The 15,217-nt window shown below is 67.4% G+C and carries 14 protein-coding genes; 7 read left to right on the forward strand and 7 right to left on the reverse strand.

Going from position 1 to position 15,217, the window contains the following annotated elements; all coding sequences use genetic code 11:
• Nucleotides 1-204: 204 nt before the first annotated feature.
• On the reverse strand, nucleotides 205-1,581 hold the full coding sequence (locus SNOV_RS11445) for a malonyl-CoA decarboxylase (RefSeq protein ID WP_013167090.1): 1,377 nt from the start codon (nucleotides 1,579-1,581) through the stop codon (nucleotides 205-207).
• A gap of 93 nt (nucleotides 1,582-1,674) precedes the next feature.
• Nucleotides 1,675-3,015, reverse strand: coding sequence for an Nramp family divalent metal transporter (locus SNOV_RS11450; protein ID WP_013167091.1), 1,341 nt, complete (start codon nucleotides 3,013-3,015; stop codon nucleotides 1,675-1,677).
• 205 nt (nucleotides 3,016-3,220) lie between these two features.
• On the opposite strand from SNOV_RS11450, the gene SNOV_RS11455 reads away from it, so the two are divergent.
• The 4 genes from SNOV_RS11455 (at nucleotide 3,221) to SNOV_RS11470 (ending at nucleotide 7,311) form a co-directional block, all read left to right on the forward strand.
• The gene (locus SNOV_RS11455) at nucleotides 3,221-3,964 is read left to right on the forward strand and encodes a DUF3750 domain-containing protein (RefSeq protein WP_013167092.1); all 744 of its coding nucleotides are present in this window, start codon (nucleotides 3,221-3,223) and stop codon (nucleotides 3,962-3,964) included.
• Nucleotides 3,965-4,087: 123 nt separating this feature from the next.
• The gene (locus SNOV_RS11460) at nucleotides 4,088-4,906 is read left to right on the forward strand and encodes a lytic murein transglycosylase (RefSeq protein ID WP_013167093.1); all 819 of its coding nucleotides are present in this window, start codon (nucleotides 4,088-4,090) and stop codon (nucleotides 4,904-4,906) included.
• A 201-nt stretch (nucleotides 4,907-5,107) separates the two neighbouring features.
• The gene (locus tag SNOV_RS11465; RefSeq protein WP_013167094.1) at nucleotides 5,108-5,401 is read left to right on the forward strand and encodes a GIY-YIG nuclease family protein; all 294 of its coding nucleotides are present in this window, start codon (nucleotides 5,108-5,110) and stop codon (nucleotides 5,399-5,401) included.
• 272 nt (nucleotides 5,402-5,673) lie between these two features.
• Nucleotides 5,674-7,311: a GMC family oxidoreductase gene (locus tag SNOV_RS11470; RefSeq protein ID WP_013167095.1), complete on the forward strand. Its 1,638-nt coding sequence runs from the start codon at nucleotides 5,674-5,676 to the stop codon at nucleotides 7,309-7,311.
• Between the two features lie 6 nt (nucleotides 7,312-7,317).
• Here the strand turns inward: SNOV_RS11470 and mepA are convergent, their stop codons facing one another.
• Together mepA and SNOV_RS11480 are read right to left on the reverse strand one after the other, a co-directional pair.
• Nucleotides 7,318-8,214, reverse strand: coding sequence for a penicillin-insensitive murein endopeptidase (mepA, locus tag SNOV_RS11475; protein WP_013167096.1), 897 nt, complete (start codon nucleotides 8,212-8,214; stop codon nucleotides 7,318-7,320).
• A gap of 11 nt (nucleotides 8,215-8,225) precedes the next feature.
• Nucleotides 8,226-9,236 (reverse strand): L,D-transpeptidase, encoded by a 1,011-nt coding sequence (locus SNOV_RS11480; RefSeq protein ID WP_013167097.1) that lies wholly within the window; start codon nucleotides 9,234-9,236, stop codon nucleotides 8,226-8,228.
• 232 nt (nucleotides 9,237-9,468) lie between these two features.
• On the opposite strand from SNOV_RS11480, the gene SNOV_RS11485 reads away from it, so the two are divergent.
• Nucleotides 9,469-9,852: a PRC-barrel domain-containing protein gene (locus tag SNOV_RS11485; RefSeq protein ID WP_013167098.1), complete on the forward strand. Its 384-nt coding sequence runs from the start codon at nucleotides 9,469-9,471 to the stop codon at nucleotides 9,850-9,852.
• A gap of 83 nt (nucleotides 9,853-9,935) precedes the next feature.
• Here SNOV_RS11485 and SNOV_RS11490 read toward each other — a convergent pair whose 3' ends face one another.
• Both SNOV_RS11490 and lepA read right to left on the reverse strand, forming a co-directional pair.
• Entirely contained in the window at nucleotides 9,936-10,121 is a 186-nt protein-coding gene (locus SNOV_RS11490; protein WP_013167099.1) for a YegP family protein, read from the reverse strand.
• Nucleotides 10,122-10,189: 68 nt separating this feature from the next.
• Nucleotides 10,190-11,995, reverse strand: coding sequence for a translation elongation factor 4 (gene lepA / locus SNOV_RS11495; protein ID WP_013167100.1), 1,806 nt, complete (start codon nucleotides 11,993-11,995; stop codon nucleotides 10,190-10,192).
• A 113-nt stretch (nucleotides 11,996-12,108) separates the two neighbouring features.
• On the opposite strand from lepA, the gene SNOV_RS11500 reads away from it, so the two are divergent.
• Together SNOV_RS11500 and SNOV_RS11505 are read left to right on the forward strand one after the other, a co-directional pair.
• Complete coding sequence (locus SNOV_RS11500) at nucleotides 12,109-12,744, forward strand: MBL fold metallo-hydrolase (protein WP_013167101.1); 636 nt, start codon at nucleotides 12,109-12,111, stop codon at nucleotides 12,742-12,744.
• Between the two features lie 213 nt (nucleotides 12,745-12,957).
• Nucleotides 12,958-13,785: an MBL fold metallo-hydrolase gene (locus tag SNOV_RS11505; protein WP_013167102.1), complete on the forward strand. Its 828-nt coding sequence runs from the start codon at nucleotides 12,958-12,960 to the stop codon at nucleotides 13,783-13,785.
• A 129-nt stretch (nucleotides 13,786-13,914) separates the two neighbouring features.
• On the opposite strand, the gene SNOV_RS11510 is transcribed toward SNOV_RS11505, so the two are convergent.
• A complete protein-coding gene (locus SNOV_RS11510) occupies nucleotides 13,915-15,207 on the reverse strand; it encodes an amidohydrolase family protein (RefSeq protein WP_013167103.1) in 1,293 nt (430 codons plus the stop codon).
• Nucleotides 15,208-15,217: the final 10 nt, after the last annotated feature.

Raw genomic sequence — 15,217 nt, forward strand, 5'->3', positions numbered from 1 at the left:
TTCGAGGCTCGCTCCGCTCGCGCCTCAGGATGAGGGTGTCCTGTGGATTCACCCCCCTCCCCCGCCGCCTCGCGCACCGCCGGCGCGGGAACCCATTCAGCCGTCATCCCGGCCGAGCGCAGCGAGAGCCGGGATCGCGTGCCGCTCTCTTCCTGAAAACGATCCCGGCTCGGCCTTCGGCCGTCCGGGATGACCGAGAAAACCCTACCCCGCCGCCTCGCGCACCGCCGGCACCGGGTGGCTATCCGCCCGCAGCAGCTTCTTCACCTGCGGGCTGGCGACGATGGTGCCGCGGTCGAAGAACGCCTCGTGGTTCTTCTCGATGTCGTCGAGCACATAGCGGTAGTTCACCATCAGCCCCAGCGCCTGCTTCATGCCGCGCGGCGACAGGTCGCCGAAGGGGTCGATGCGTTCCAGACGCGCGCCATTGCCGAGATGGAAGCGCGCGACGGGATCGAGCGGCTTGCCCTTGGCCGAGCGGGCGACGAGGAAATAGTGCGCCGCCAGCGCCTCGATCACCGGGCGCAGCGTGCGGCGCGCCTCGTCGTCCCCCGTCCCGGCCTCGAAGGCGTCGAGCGCGGCGCGGTCCTCGGCGGTCAGGACGGCGGAGGCAGGATTGGCCCGCTCCGCCTCGACGAAGGCGCGGAAGCGCGGCACCGGCGATAGGGTGACGAAGTTCGTCAGCTTGGGGAATTCGCGGGAGATCTCCTCCACCACCTGCTTGATGAGGAAATTGCCGAAGCTCACCCCGCCGAGGCCGGTCTGGCAGTTGGAGATCGAATAGAACACCGCCGTCTTCGCATTCGCCGGGTCGAGCGGCGTGCGCTTGGCCTCGAGGATCGGCGCGATGGCCTCCGGTATGTCGCGGGTGAGCGCCACCTCGACGAAGATCAGCGGCTCGTCCACCAGCGCCGGATGGAAAAAGGCGTAGCAGCGCCGGTCCGGTGAATCGACGCGGGCACGCAAATCGTTCCAGTCGCGGATCTCGTGCACCGCCTCATAGCGGATGATCTTCTCCAGCACGCTGGCGGGCGTCGACCAGTCGATACGGCGCAGCACGAGGAACCCCCGATTGAACCAGGACGTGAACAGATGCACGAAGTCGCGGTCGACATCGGCCAGATCGGGCCGGCGCGCAAGGGCGTCGAGCAGGTCCGCGCGCATGGCGACGAGCCGGCCGGTGGCGCCGGGAGCGAGGTTCAGCCGGCGCACCAGTTCCTGCCGGCGCGGCTCGCTGGCGCCGTGCAGCTCCGCCACAGTGCGGGTGGAAGGCGCCTTCACATGGGCGGCGAGCGCCGCCTCCAGCCGGGCGGCGTCGGGGCCGAAATCATTCGCCAGCGTCTCGAAGAAGGCGACGCGCTCGCCGGTGCGCAGCGTGCGGTAGGCGACGAGGATCTCCTGCGCCAGCGCCACGCCGGAAGCTTCGCCACGGCCCGACAGCAGCCGCTCGCACAGATCGGCGATGCCGGCCGCGCGGATGGCGCCGGCGGGCCGGCGCTCGCGCCCGATATCGAGCAGCGCCCGGCCGCGCTCGGCTATGGTGCCGAGCAGATCGCCGAAGAAGCTCGTTCCCGCGTCCATCGCCGCCCTCGCTCACGCCCGTTCCGGAGCGAATGAGAGCCCGAGCCGGCGACAGGCGCAAGACGGACCTTGGTCGGCGGGCGCCGGTGGCGATCAAGCGCCGGTGATGAAGTCGAACACCAGCTTGGCGTTGAGGGAGATGATCAGCGCGGCGGCGAGCACGGCGAGCACGGTCTGCCAGCGCGGAGCCACCAGCACGCCCATCTTGCGCTTGTCCGCCGTGAACATGATCAGCGGCACCACCGCGAAGGGCAGTTGCAGGCTGAGGATGACCTGGCTGAGGATCAGCAGCGAGCCGGCGCCGCGCTCGCCATAGGCGATGGTCACCGCCGCCGCCGGCACGATGGCGATGGCGCGGGTGATCAGCCGGCGCAGCCACGGCGCGAGGCGGATATTGAGGAAGCCCTCCATCACCGCCTGTCCGGCGATGGTGGCGGTCACCGTCGAATTGATGCCGCAGCACAGAAGCGCGATGGCGAACAAAGTCGGCGCCATGGCGCTGCCGAGCAGCGGGTTGAGCAGTTCGTGCGCCTTGCCGAGGTCGGCCACCTCGCCGGCGCCGCCGGCATGGAAGGTCGAGGCGGCGAGGATGAGGATGGAGGCGTTGATGGTCAGCGCGAACATCAGCGCCAGCGTCGAATCCCACGTCGCGAGGCGTATGGCGTCGCGCTTGCCCTCCAGCGTGTCCTCGCGCCGGCGGGTCTGCACGATGGCGGAGTGGAGGTAGAGATTGTGCGGCATCACCGTCGCGCCGAGGATGCCGAGCGCGAGATAGAGCATGTCGGGGTTGCGCACGATCTCGGTGGTCGGCGCGAAGCCGCGGATCACCTCGCCCCAGTTCGGGTCGGCCAGCGCGATCTGGATGCCGAAGCAGGCGGCGATGACCGCGAGCAGCGCCACCACCAGCGCCTCGACGAAGCGGAAGCCGAGATTCTGCAGCCACAGGATCAGGAACACGTCGAGCGCGGTGATGACGACGCCGATCTCCAGCGGGATGCCGAACAGGAGGTTCAGGCCGATCGCCGTGCCGATCACCTCGGCGAGGTCGGTGGCGCAGATCGCCGCCTCCGCCAGCAGCCACAGCACGAAGCCGACCGGGCGCGGGAAGGCGTCGCGGCAGGCCTGGGCGAGGTCCCTCCCCGAGGCCACGCCGAGCCGCGAGCACAGCGCCTGCAAGAGGATCGCGATCATGTTGGAGAGCAGCGCGACGGTCAGAAGCCCGTAGCCGAACTTGGAGCCGCCGGCGAGCGAGGTCGCCCAGTTGCCCGGGTCCATATAGCCGGTGGCGACCAGGTAGCCCGGCCCCATGAAGGCGAAGAAGCGCCAGATGCCGGACTTCTTCGGCACCGCGATGCTGCCATGCACCTCGGCCAGCGCCTTCTCACCGCGCTCGCGCCGCCACCCGGCAGCTTCCGCCTGCAACCTGTCGAGCATCGACCCGCTTTCGAATAATAAGCCGCTATTGCGAATGATTTGCATTAAAGATGGCGCGCCGCACAATCGCTGTCAATGCTGTTGCGAACCAATCGCAACTGATCTGCACGGCGCCGTTGGCCGCCCGGACACATTTTCGCGTGCGAAGCGGCAAACGCGTTGTGGTCTCTTGGATTCATGCACCCTCGCGGACACATTCGGCACGATGCTGCGCGCCGCCCGCTTCACCCTGCTGAGCTTCGCCCTGCTCTTTGCGCTGCCGCTCGGCGCGCATGCGCTGGTGCAGTGGCACGAGGTCGACTGGACGCGAAGCTGGCACAGCGCCGACTGGTCGAGCACCGGCACGCTGCCGCCCGCCGCCGCGCACCCGCAAGCCATGGTGCGCATCTACGCCGCCCGCGTCGGCCGCTGGCGCGGCATCTTCGCGGTGCATAGCTGGATCGTCTTCAAGGAGCCGGGCGCTCCCGCCTATGAGCGCTACGACAAGGTCGGCTGGGGCCGACCGATCCGCCACAATGGCTACGCGCCGGACGGGCGCTGGTACGGCAACGACCCGGAGGTGGTGTTCGAGGCCACGGGCGCCGACGCCGAGCATCTGATCCCGAAGCTGCGCGAAGCGGTCGAGAGCTACCCTTACGCGCTGGCCGGTGACTACCATGTCTGGCCGGGGCCGAACTCCAACACCTTCACCGCCTATGTGGTCAGCCAGGTGCCGGAGATGGCGGTCGCCCTGCCCCCCACCGCCATCGGCAAGGACTTCCCCATCGACGGCGACTGGATCGGCCTCGCCCCCTCGCGCACCGGCTTGCGCGTCTCCTTCGACGGCTATGCCGGGCTGACCCTGGCCTGGGTGGAGGGTGTCGAGATCAACCTGTTCGGCGCCATCGCCGGGCTCGACATCCGCCGGCCGGGCATCAAGCTGCCCGGCTTCGGGCGCATCGGGATATGAGGGAAGGCGCAGGATGACGGCGCTCGGCACGGGCAGCGAAAGGCAGTGGACCTTTTCTCGATACCGGCCGTTCATTTCCCTCAGGCATGCTGGGCATGAGCGTGGCTCACCGGGGGAACGGACATGATCGATCACGTCATCAAGTGCCTCAAGCGCGCGGGGCTCGTCGCCGCCCTGCTGGCGCCACTGGCGACGCCCGCGCTTGGCGCGCCCTGCGGCGACACCGGCGCGGGATTCGATGCCTGGCTGCGCGACTTCCGGCAGGCCGCCGCGGCCCAGGGCATCTCGCCCGGCGCGGTGAGGGCTCTCGACGGCCTGAGCTACGACACCAGGGTGATCAGCCTCGACCGCAACCAGAAGCACTTCAAGCAGAGCTTCGAACAGTTCGTCGCCAACCGCGTCGGGGCCGGGCGCATTTCCAAGGGCAAGGCGATGCTGCGGCAGCACGCCGGCCTGCTCGCGCGCATCGAGCAGCGCTTCGGCGTGCCGGGGCCGATCCTCGTCGCGATCTGGGGCATGGAGACCGATTTCGGCGTCAACCAGGGCAAGATGCCGGTGTTCCGCTCGCTGGCGACGCTGGCCTATGATTGTCGCCGCTCCGGCTTCTTCACCGGCCAGCTTCTCGATGCGCTGCGCATCGTCCAGCGCGGCGACCTCTCGATTGGCGAGATGCGCGGCGCCTGGGCCGGCGAACTCGGCCAGACCCAGTTCATGCCGACCTCCTATGTGCGCTTCGCCGTCGACTTCGACGGCAACGGCCACGCCGACCTGATCCGCAGCGTGCCGGACGTGCTCGCCTCCACCGCCAACTATCTGCGCGGCTATGGCTGGAGCGGCCCGTCCTGGGAGAACGGCGCGAACATGGGCGCCCTGCGCGGCTGGAACAAGGCCGAGGTCTACGCCCGCAGCATCGCCTATTTCGCCACCCGGCTGACGCAGTAGGGAGCTGTGCTGCGTGCTTCGAGGCCGGCCTGACGGCCGGCACCTCAGCATGAGGATGGTCGTTTTCCCAAAAGCGACCTCATCCTGAGGCGCGAGCGCAGCTGCACCTCAGGATGAGGATGGTTGTTCTTTCCCCAAGAGTGACCTCATCCTGAGGTGCGAGCGCAGCGAGCCTCGAAGGATGGAAAGCCTGGAACAGTCATGGGAGCCTTCGTCTACATGCTCCGCTGTGCGGATGGCTCCTATTATGTCGGCTCGACCCGAGGCACGCTGGAACAGCGTCTCGTGGAGCATCAAAGCGGTGCCTTTCCCGGCTACACCTTTCGCCGTCGACCGGTGACGCTGATCTGGTCGGAGCACTTCTCCGGGATAACGGACGCCATCGCCGCCGAACGCCAGATCAAGGGCTGGAGCCGCGCCAAGAAAGAAGCACTGGCACGCGGCGACTGGGAGCTCATCCGGGCGGCGGCGCGACGTCCTTCCGGTCGCGAGTAAGCCGCTCCCGGACGACCATCCTTCGAGGCTCGCTTCGCTCTCACCTCAGGATGAGGTTGTGAGTTGAAAGACTTGAGCGGACTTGCCTCACATTCAGGCACGACCTCATCCTGAGGTGCCCGGCGGAGCCGGGCCTCGAAGGATGCTCGTCCGTCATTGTCTCCTCCCTCCACCGCTCACCCGCGAAAACCCCTTGCGCACGATTTCGCCTTGCCGCCGCGCGAGGCGGCCGGCAGTTTGCCGGCATCGGAATCCGATCCACAGGTGCCGCCGTGACCATCGCCGCAACCGCCCCGACCGACGCCGAGACCTATGACTACATCGTCGTCGGCGCCGGCTCCGCCGGCTGCGTGCTGGCCAACCGGCTCTCCGCCGACCCGAAGCACCGCGTTCTGGTGCTGGAAGCCGGCGGGCGTGACAACTGGATCTGGTTCCACATCCCGGTCGGTTATCTCTTTGCCATCGGCAATCCGCGCGCCGACTGGTGCTACAAGACCGAGGCCGAGGCCGGGCTGAACGGGCGCGTCCTCAACTATCCGCGCGGCAAGACCATCGGCGGCTCCTCGGCCATCAACGCCATGATCTACATGCGCGGCCAGGCCGCCGATTACGATCACTGGCGCCAGCTCGGGCTCGCCGGCTGGGGCTGGGACGACGTGCTCCCGGTGTTCAAGCGCCACGAGGACCAGTATCTCGGCTCCGGCGAATTCCACGGCGCCGGCGGGGAATGGCGGGTCGAGGCGCCTCGCCTGACCTGGAAGCTGCTGGACGAGGTGCGCGTCGCCGCCGAACAGGCCGGCATCCCCGCGGTGCCGGACTTCAACACCGGCGACAATGAGGGCTCGTCCTATTTCCAGGTGAACCAGAAGCGCGGCTTCCGCTGGAGCGCCGCGCGCGGCTTCCTCAAGCCCGTGCTCTCCCGCCCGAACCTCCGGCTGGAGACCGGCTGCCATACCGAGCGCCTGCTGGTTGAGGACGGGCGCGCCGTGGGCGTCTTCTACCGCCAGAATGGCGTGACGCATGTCGCCCGCGCCCGCGCCGAGGTGGTGCTGGCGGCGGGCGCCATCGGTTCCCCTCACCTCCTGAAGCTCTCAGGGATCGGCCCCGGCGGGGAGCTGGCGCAGCACGGCATTCCCGTGGTGAAGGATATGCCGGGCGTAGGCGCCAATCTGCAGGACCATCTGCAATTGCGGCTGATCTACAAGGTCGCCGGCGTGCCGACGCTGAACGAGCAGTACCGCTCGCTCTTCGGCCGGGCGAAGATGGGCCTGCAATACGCCCTGTTCCAGCGCGGGCCGCTGACCATGGCGCCCTCGCAGCTCGGCATCTTCACCCGCTCGCGCCCGGAGAAGGAGCGCGCCGACCTCGAATTCCACGTGCAGCCGCTGTCGCTCGGCAAGTTCGGCGAGCCGCTGCACCCCTATCCCGCCTTCACCATGAGCGTGTGCAACCTGCGCCCGACCAGCCGCGGCCGCCTCGACCTCGCGGGGGCGGACGGCGCGCTCGCCCCGCGCATCCGCCCGAACTACCTCGCCACCGAGGAGGATAGGCGCGTCGCCGCCGACAGCATCCGCGTCGCCCGCCGCATCGTCGGGCAGAAGGCGCTGGCGCCCTACCGCCCCGACGAGGTCCTGCCCGGACCCTCCGTCGTCGACACCGAGGAGGCGCTGGCACGGGCGGCCGGCGACATCGGCACGACGATCTTCCACCCCGTCGGCACGGCGAAGATGGGGCTGGCGAGCGATCCCCTGGCCGTGGTGGACGAGCGGCTGCGGGTGTTCGGCATTGCCGGGCTGAGGGTCGCCGATGCCTCGGTGATGCCGACCATCACCTCCGGCAACACCAACTCCCCCACCATGATGATCGCCGAGAAGGCCGCGGCGATGCTGCTGGAGGATGGGCGGGGCTGAGGCCCCTCACGGCGCCAGCACGACCTCGCGGCAGGCGGCGGGCAGGTCCTTCAGCATCATCGGCGGCTTGGGCTTGGGCGGCTCCTTGGGCGGCTTGGGATGCAGGTTGGCGTCGGAGAACCACCAGTCCAGCTCGCTGCCGCAGCCCTCGCCCGGCACGACCGGGTCCTGCGGCCGGCAGTCCGGGCTGTCCTTCGGGCAGGAGAGGCGCACATGCATGTGGTAGTCGTGCCCCCAATAGGGCCGCACCTTCTGTAGCCAGGAGCGCTCGCCGGTGGCGGCGCGGCACAGCGCCTTCTTGATCGCCGCGTTGACCAGCACGCGCTCGACCTCGTCATCCTGCGCCGCCGCCCGGATGACGTTGACCAGCGAGGGCGTCCATACCCGCTTGTCGACGTCGAGCCGGTCGGGGCGCACGATCATCGTGGCGGAGAGCTTCTCGCGCTCGTCGCGGGTGAATTCACGGCGCGGCATGGGGGTGAGCCAGATGTCGGCGTCGAGGCCGATCTGGTGCGAGGCATGGCCGCTCAGCATCGGCCCGCCGCGCGGCTGCGCCATGTCGCCGACGAGGATGCCGGGCCAGGTCGAGACAGTGGGCACCTGGGCGGAGAAGCGCTCGAGGAAGGCGACGAGCCGCGGATGGCCCCAGTTGCGGTTGCGCGACAGCCGCATCGCCTGCCAGGTCTTGCCGTTCACCGGCAGCGCCTCGCCGCCGGCCAGGCAACCCTTCGAGTAGAAGCCGATGGCGCGCGCGGCCATCGGCGCGGGGTCGCGCTGCGCGCCGAAGACCTGCTTGGCTGGGGTGGTGTCGACGGCGGAGGTTGTCACCTGCGCCACCGCTGCGCCGCCAAATGTCACCAAAAATGCCACCAGTGTCGCGAGCCGTCCGAGGTGCCGCGCCATCGCCGCCTCCCTCAGCTCACCGCCTGCGACAGGATCACGAAGTCCTTGCCCGATCTCGTTTCCGGCGCGGCGGAGAGTTCGGTGATGAACAGCGTCGAGCCGGGCACCAGCAGCTTGGAGAGCTGCTGGTTCGCCTCCGGCGCGACGGTGATGCGGTCGATAGCGCTAGCCGCCTTCCCGCCGGAAACGCCATTGCCTTCAAAGGATAAGGCCGTCCAGGACACCTCGCCGCTGACATTCTTCAGCACATAGACCACGTTGCCGAGCGGGGTCTGCGGGTCCTTGATGGTGACGGGAGCGGTCAGGACCTCGGCACCGTCCTTGATCACGGTGAGCCGCTTGTCGGCGCCGCTGATGATCATTGTCACCGCGTCCTGCGCCGGGTCGGGCGCGGCGGCGGTATCGGGCGTGCCGTTCGGGTTCTTCGGGTTGTCCTTCTGGATCGCCGTGGTGGCATCCGCCGGCAGCACGAGGCCAGGGTGCAGCACGTCCACCGGCTCGGAATGCGAGTCGGCAATGATCACCGGCGTGCCGTAATGTGTGATGCCGAACAAGAGCTTAGCGAAGGCGAGCGGCAGGTGCACGCAGCCATGCGAGGACGGGTAGCCCGGCAGCCCGCCCGCATGCAGCGCCACGCCCGACCAGGTGAGCCGCTCCGTATAGGGCATGGAGGCATCGTCATAGATCGAGGAGTGATGCACCACGTCCTTCTGTAGGATGGTGAACACCCCCACCGGCGTCTGGTGCCCGGGCTTGCCGGTCGAGCAGGTGGAGACGCCGATGCGCACGCCATTGCGGTACACATAGCACCGCTGGTCCGGCAGCGAGACGATGATGGCGACGTAGCCTTCCGGCGCGCGGTCCGGATACCAGACGAATTCGCCGGGCTTGAGCGCATCGACGTCGACCGGGTCCGCCTTTTGCGCGCGGACAGGAAGCACGCCACCGAGCACGCCCGTCGCCGCTGCGCCGGCGAGCCGGAGCAGGCTCCGGCGATCCATCCCGAAAAGGTTGCCGGCCATGGCGTGATTCTCCTTCGCAAGTGCGGCGCGAAGATATCTGCCGGCCGCGCCGGGCGCTACCGCTCGGAGGGATGGGTTGTTCGGCCCCCAAACACCGTCAAGCCCGCGTTCACGATAATGTTTTCAAGTTGTTCCGGCCGAAAGCATCGTGAAGAACCGGCATCTTCGCGGAACTCCACCGAACACTCGACGTTCTCCCTCCAGAGCTTCGGCAAAATGGGAGGCAGATCAAATGTCTAGTACACAACAGAACCTTGAGGCGCGCGAGACGCGCACGCTCATTGGCAGCGACAAGGTGGAAGGCACCGCGGTCTATCGGCCGAATGGCGACCGCATCGGCTCGATCGATCGGGTGATGATCGACAAGCTGAGCGGCCAGACCGCCTATGCCGTGATGAGCTTCGGCGGCTTCCTCGGCTTCGGCGAGGACTATTACCCGCTGCCGTGGTCGCTGCTGAAATACGACGAGGGCCTCGACGGCTATGTCGTCGACATCACCGAGGAGCAGCTGCGCGGCGCGCCGCACCACGCCAATGCCGACGAAGGCTCCTGGGAGGACCGTGACTGGGACCGCAAGGTCAACGAGTACTATCACGTGCCGCCCTACCTGATCTGAGGCAGGCTGCACGGTGAAGCGGGAAGGCCGGGCTCGCGCCCGGCCTTTTCGTTGTCAGCAGCTTTGGTGGCCGACCGGAGCGATCACTCCTTGGTCGTGTCGTCGGTCCCGGCGCCGGGAGAGTTCTTCTTGATCGATTCGATCGCGCTTACCGCCGAGGCCTTGGCCTTGTAGCCCTCCGACGTGAACATGGTCTCACCGTTCGAGGCCTTGAAACGGAAGCGGAATTCGCCGGACTTGTCCTTGTAGACTTCGAATTTGTACGCCATGTGCGTTCTCCCCTAGTGCCGAGGCACCGGGATGTCAGCACAAAATCCCGCAATTGGGTAGCGAAGGCTCAGTCGTCGACCTTCAGCGCGGCGATGAAGGCTTCCTGCGGGATCTCCACCTTGCCGAACTGGCGCATCTTCTTCTTGCCCTCCTTCTGCTTCTCCAGCAGCTTGCGCTTGCGGGTGATGTCGCCGCCATAGCACTTGGCGGTAACGTCCTTGCGCAGCGCGCGGATGGTCTCGCGGGCAATGATCTTGGCGCCGATGGCGGCCTGGATCGGGATCTGGAACAGGTGCTGCGGGATCAGGTCCTTCAGCTTCTCGCACATGGCGCGGCCGCGATATTCGGCGCGGGTGCGGTGGACCAGCATGGAGAGCGCGTCGACCGGCTCGGCGTTGACCAGGATCGACATCTTCACCAGGTCGCCGGGACGGTAATCGGTGATCTGGTAGTCGAACGAGGCGTAGCCCTTCGAGATCGATTTCAGCCGGTCATAGAAGTCGAACACCACTTCGTTGAGCGGCAGGTCATAGGTCACCATGGCACGCGAGCCGACATAGGTCAGCTCGATCTGGTTGCCGCGCCGGTCCTGGCAGAGCTTGAGCACCGCGCCGAGATAGTCGTCGGGGGTAAGGATGGTGGCGCGGATCCACGGCTCGCGGATTTCCTTGATCTTCACCACGTCCGGCATGTCGGCCGGGTTGTGCAGATCGAGCACCGTGCCGTCGTTCATCTCGATCTGGTAGATCACCGACGGCGCGGTGGCGATCAGGTCGAGATTGAACTCGCGCTCCAGCCGCTCCTGGATGATCTCAAGGTGCAGGAGGCCGAGGAAGCCGCAGCGGAAGCCGAAGCCGAGCGCCGCCGAAGTCTCCATCTCGAAGGAGAAGCTCGCATCGTTGAGGCGCAGCTTGCCCATGGCGGCGCGAAGATCCTCGAAATCGGCCGCGTCGACCGGGAATAGGCCGCAGAACACCACCGGCTGCGCCGGCTTGAAGCCCGGCAGCGCCTCGGCGGTCGGGCGCTTCTCCTCGGTGATGGTGTCGCCGACGCGGGTATCCGCGACTTCCTTGATCGAGCCGGTGAGGAAGCCGATCTCGCCCGGGCCGAGCTCGGTCATCGCCACCATCTTGGGCGTGAACACGCCGACGCGGTCGACGTCGTAGACCGCGTTCGAGCCTATCATCTTGATGCGCTGGCCCTTCTTCAGCACGCCGTCGACGATGCGCACCAGCACGACGACGCCGAGATAGACGTCGTACCAGCTATCGACCAGCAGGGCCTTCAGCGGCGCCTCGCGGTCGCCCTTGGGCGGCGGCAGGCGGGTGACGATGGCTTCCAGCACGTCGGGGATGCCGAGACCGGTCTTGGCCGAGATGAGCACGGAGTCGGAGGCATCGAGGCCGATCACGTCCTCGATCTGCTCCTTCACCTTATCCGGCTCCGCGGCCGGCAGGTCGACCTTATTGAGGACCGGGACGATCTCGTGGTTGTTGTCGATGGCCTGGTAGACGTTGGCCAGCGTCTGCGCCTCGACGCCCTGGCTGGCGTCGACCACCAGCAGCGAACCCTCGACGGCGGCGAGCGAGCGGTTCACCTCATAGGCGAAGTCGACATGGCCGGGTGTGTCGATGAGGTTGAGGACGTATTCCTTGCCGTCCTTCGCCGTGTAGGAGAGGCGCACAGTCTGCGCCTTGATGGTGATGCCGCGCTCGCGCTCGATGTCCATTGAATCGAGCACCTGCTCGGTCATCTCGCGCTCGGACAGCCCGCCCGTCTGCTGGATCAGGCGGTCGGCGAGGGTCGACTTCCCATGGTCGATATGGGCGACGATGGAGAAGTTGCGGATGTTGGCGACGGGCTCGGTGCTCATGGCCGGCGCAGATAGCATTGGCGCCCAAGAGCCACAAGGCGGCGAGGCGTGCGCTGCCTTGCGCCTCGGCATGGAAGTGGCCACATTCCGCCCGCCCAAGCCAAGGAGCCGTCATGCCCGAACTGAAGGTCGCCGTCGTTCCCGTCACCCCGTTCCAGCAGAATTGTTCGATCGTCTGGGACGAGACCAGCAAGCGGGGCGCGGTGATCGATCCGGGCGGCGACATCCCGCGCATCCTCGCGGCGCTCAAGGAGCTGGAGGTCATCCCTGAGAAGATCGTGCTGACCCATGGCCATATCGACCATGCCGCCGGCGCCGCCGAACTCGCCGAGACGCTGAACATCCCGGTCGAGGGGCCGCATGAGGGTGACAAGTTCCTGCTCGACAATTTGCCCGCCGACGGCGTGCGCACCGGCATCCCCGGCCGCGCCGTGACGCCGGACCGCTGGCTGAAGGAAGGCGACACGCTCGATATCGGCGGCGTCACCTTCGACGTGCTGCATGTGCCCGGCCATACGCCGGGCCATATCGTGCTGGTGAACCGCGACAACCGCCTCGCTATCGTCGGCGACACGCTGTTCCAGCGTTCCGTCGGCCGCACCGACTTCCCCTATGGCGACGGCCCGCTTCTGATCCGGGGCATCAAGGAGAAGATCCTGCCGCTCGGGGACGCCTTCACCGTCCTGCCCGGGCACGGCAACGCCACGAATATCGCGCTGGAGAAGCGGACCAACCCCTTCCTGCGCTGAGGCTGCGCGCGCTCCCCTTCTTCGTCATCCCGGACGGCCGAAGGCCGGTCCGGGATCGCGCAAACATTGGAGAGCGATCCCGGCTCGCGCTGCGCTCGGCCGGGATGACGATAGGGCACGCTGAGGATTGCCCAAGGGAAGCGCCACGAAACTGTTACTCGCGCTGCGACAGGCGGCAGAAGATGATGATGGGACACCAGCCGGAGTCCCGTGATGACGCGCTTCGCGACCGTGTGCCTCTTCGCCCTTGCCACGGTCGCGATGGCCTTCGGTGCCGCGCCGGCCCTTGCCCAGGCTGACCGCTGCCCGAAGCTGGTGGCCAAGAGCCCTTTCCTCGACGCCCTGGCCCCGAAGGCGGTGCCTGCCGCCTATGTCGAGCCGAAGCATGTCAACCTTACCTATATCGGCCACTCGACCTTCCTGATCGAGACCGCCGGCGGGGTGACCGTCGCCACCGACTACAACGACTACGTCAGGCCCGACCTCACACCGCGCGTCGCCACCATGAACCGGGCGCACCTGACCCATTATTCGCTCAATCCGGACCCCCGCATCGAATATGTGCTCAAGGGCTGGCGCGAGGATCGCGACCCTGTCCATTACGACATGCAGGTCGGTGATCTCTGGATCGGCAACCTCCAGACCAATATCCGCGACTATACCGGCGGCACGATCCTGAACGGCAATTCGATCTTCATCTTCCGCGCCGCCGACATCTGCATCGCCCATCTCGGCCATCTGCACCATACGCTGACCGAGCAGGACCTCGGCGCGCTCGGCCGCATCGACGTGGTGCTGGCGCCGGTCGACGGCAGCTACACGCTCGATGTCGACGGCATGATCGAGGTGCTCAAGGCGCTGCAGGCGCCGGTCGTCATCCCGATGCACTATTTCAACCAGAGCACGCTCGACCGCTTCCTCGGCCGCTTTGCCAGCAGCCAATACGCCATAGAGCGGCGGGAGGACCCGCACCTCCTGCTGTCACGCGAGACACTGCCGGCCAAGCCCACGGTGATCGTGCTGCCCGGCAGCCATTATTGATCTCCGTCATCCCGGCCAAGCCCACGGGTCTTGCCTCCGGCAAGCCCGAGGACAGGCTCCGCGCGAGCCGGGATCGCTCTCCATTCTGGCTGCGATCCCGGATCGGCCTGCGGCCGTCCGGGATGACGGCTAATGGGTGTGCGGCGCATAGGAGGCGGGGTCGACCAGCGCCGGGCGGCCCGGCAGGTCGAGCGCGGAGACGCGCGGCGCGCCCTCGGCAATGACGCGCCCGCGCCGCACCACGAACAGCCGCGCCGCCTTGAGCCGCAGCGCCTCGATCGGGTCGGCCGCCTGCAGCACGACGAAGTCGGCGTTGCAGCCCGGCTCCAGCCCGTAGCCGTCGAGATGCATGATCCGGGCGGAATTGTTCGTCACCGCCTCGAAGCACCAATTCATCGCCTCGCGGGAGGTCATCTGGCCGACATGCAGCGCCATATGCGCCACCTCCAGCATGTCGCCGGAGCCGAGCGAGTACCAGGGATCCATCACGCAGTCGCCACCGAAGCCGACATTGATGCCGGCCGCGCGCAGCTCCGGCACGCGGGTCATGCCGCGGCGCTTGGGATAGGTGTCGTGCCGGCCCTGGATGGTGATGTTGATCAGCGGGTTGGCGATGGCATGCACCCCTGCCTCGGCCATCAGCGGGATGAGCTTGGAGACGTAGTAGTTGTCCATGGAGTGCATGGAGGTGAGGTGCGAGCCGGTCACCCTGCCCTTCAGGCCGAGCCGCTGCGTCTCATAGGCCAGCGTCTCGATGTGGCGCGACATCGGATCGTCGCTCTCGTCACAATGCATGTCGACGAGCAGGCCGCGCGCGGCGGCGATCTCGCACAGCGCCTTCACCGAGGCGGCGCCGTCGGCCATGGTGCGCTCGAAATGCGGGATGCCGCCGACCACGTCGACGCCCATGTCGAGCGCACGATCGAGGTTCTGCACCGAGGTCGGGAAGCGGTAATAGCCGTCCTGCGGGAAGGCGACGAGCTGGAGGTCGATATAGTCCTTCACCCGCTCCTTGACGTCGAGCAGCGCCTCGACGGCGAGCAACCGGTCGTCGCAGATGTCGACATGCGAACGGATGGCGAGCAGACCCTGGCTGACCGCGAGGTCGCAATAGCGCAGCGCCCGCTCGATCACCGCCTCATGGGTCAATAGCGGCTTCAACTCCCCCCAGAGCGCGATGCCCTCCAGCAGCGTGCCGGAGGTGTTGAGCCGCGGCAGGCCGAGCGAGAGCGTCGCGTCCATGTGGAAATGCGGGTCGACGAAGGGCGGCGAGACGAGCTTGCCGCCGGCGTCGATGACCCGGCCCGCCTCGGCCTCGATGTTCGGCTCCATCGCGACGATGCGACCGCCCTCGCAGGCGATGTCGATGCTGGTGCGCCCGTCGGGCAGGCGGGCGTTCTTGACGATCAGGTCGAAGCTCATCCGGGATTCC

The sequence above is a fragment of the Ancylobacter novellus DSM 506 genome (genome assembly GCF_000092925.1).
GTDB classification, from domain to species: Bacteria; Pseudomonadota; Alphaproteobacteria; order Rhizobiales; family Xanthobacteraceae; genus Ancylobacter; species Ancylobacter novellus.

Bases quoted from the DNA above. Each gene is read 5' to 3' on its own strand.
- SNOV_RS11480 (WP_013167097.1), bottom strand. From the start codon at position 9,236: ATGGCCGGCAACCTTTTCGGGATGGATCGCCGGAGCCTGCTCCGGCTC.
- SNOV_RS11450 (WP_013167091.1), bottom strand. From the start codon at position 3,015: ATGCTCGACAGGTTGCAGGCGGAAGCTGCCGGGTGGCGGCGCGAGCGC.
- SNOV_RS11510 (WP_013167103.1), bottom strand. From the start codon at position 15,207: ATGAGCTTCGACCTGATCGTCAAGAACGCCCGCCTGCCCGACGGGCGC.
- lepA (WP_013167100.1), bottom strand. From the start codon at position 11,995: ATGAGCACCGAGCCCGTCGCCAACATCCGCAACTTCTCCATCGTCGCC.
- mepA (WP_013167096.1), bottom strand. From the start codon at position 8,214: ATGGCGCGGCACCTCGGACGGCTCGCGACACTGGTGGCATTTTTGGTG.
- SNOV_RS11460 (WP_013167093.1), top strand. From the start codon at position 4,088: ATGATCGATCACGTCATCAAGTGCCTCAAGCGCGCGGGGCTCGTCGCC.
- SNOV_RS11490 (WP_013167099.1), bottom strand. From the start codon at position 10,121: ATGGCGTACAAATTCGAAGTCTACAAGGACAAGTCCGGCGAATTCCGC.
- SNOV_RS11485 (WP_013167098.1), top strand. From the start codon at position 9,469: ATGTCTAGTACACAACAGAACCTTGAGGCGCGCGAGACGCGCACGCTC.
- SNOV_RS11445 (WP_013167090.1), bottom strand. From the start codon at position 1,581: ATGGACGCGGGAACGAGCTTCTTCGGCGATCTGCTCGGCACCATAGCC.
- SNOV_RS11505 (WP_013167102.1), top strand. From the start codon at position 12,958: ATGACGCGCTTCGCGACCGTGTGCCTCTTCGCCCTTGCCACGGTCGCG.
- SNOV_RS11500 (WP_013167101.1), top strand. From the start codon at position 12,109: ATGCCCGAACTGAAGGTCGCCGTCGTTCCCGTCACCCCGTTCCAGCAG.
- SNOV_RS11455 (WP_013167092.1), top strand. From the start codon at position 3,221: ATGCTGCGCGCCGCCCGCTTCACCCTGCTGAGCTTCGCCCTGCTCTTT.
- SNOV_RS11465 (WP_013167094.1), top strand. From the start codon at position 5,108: ATGGGAGCCTTCGTCTACATGCTCCGCTGTGCGGATGGCTCCTATTAT.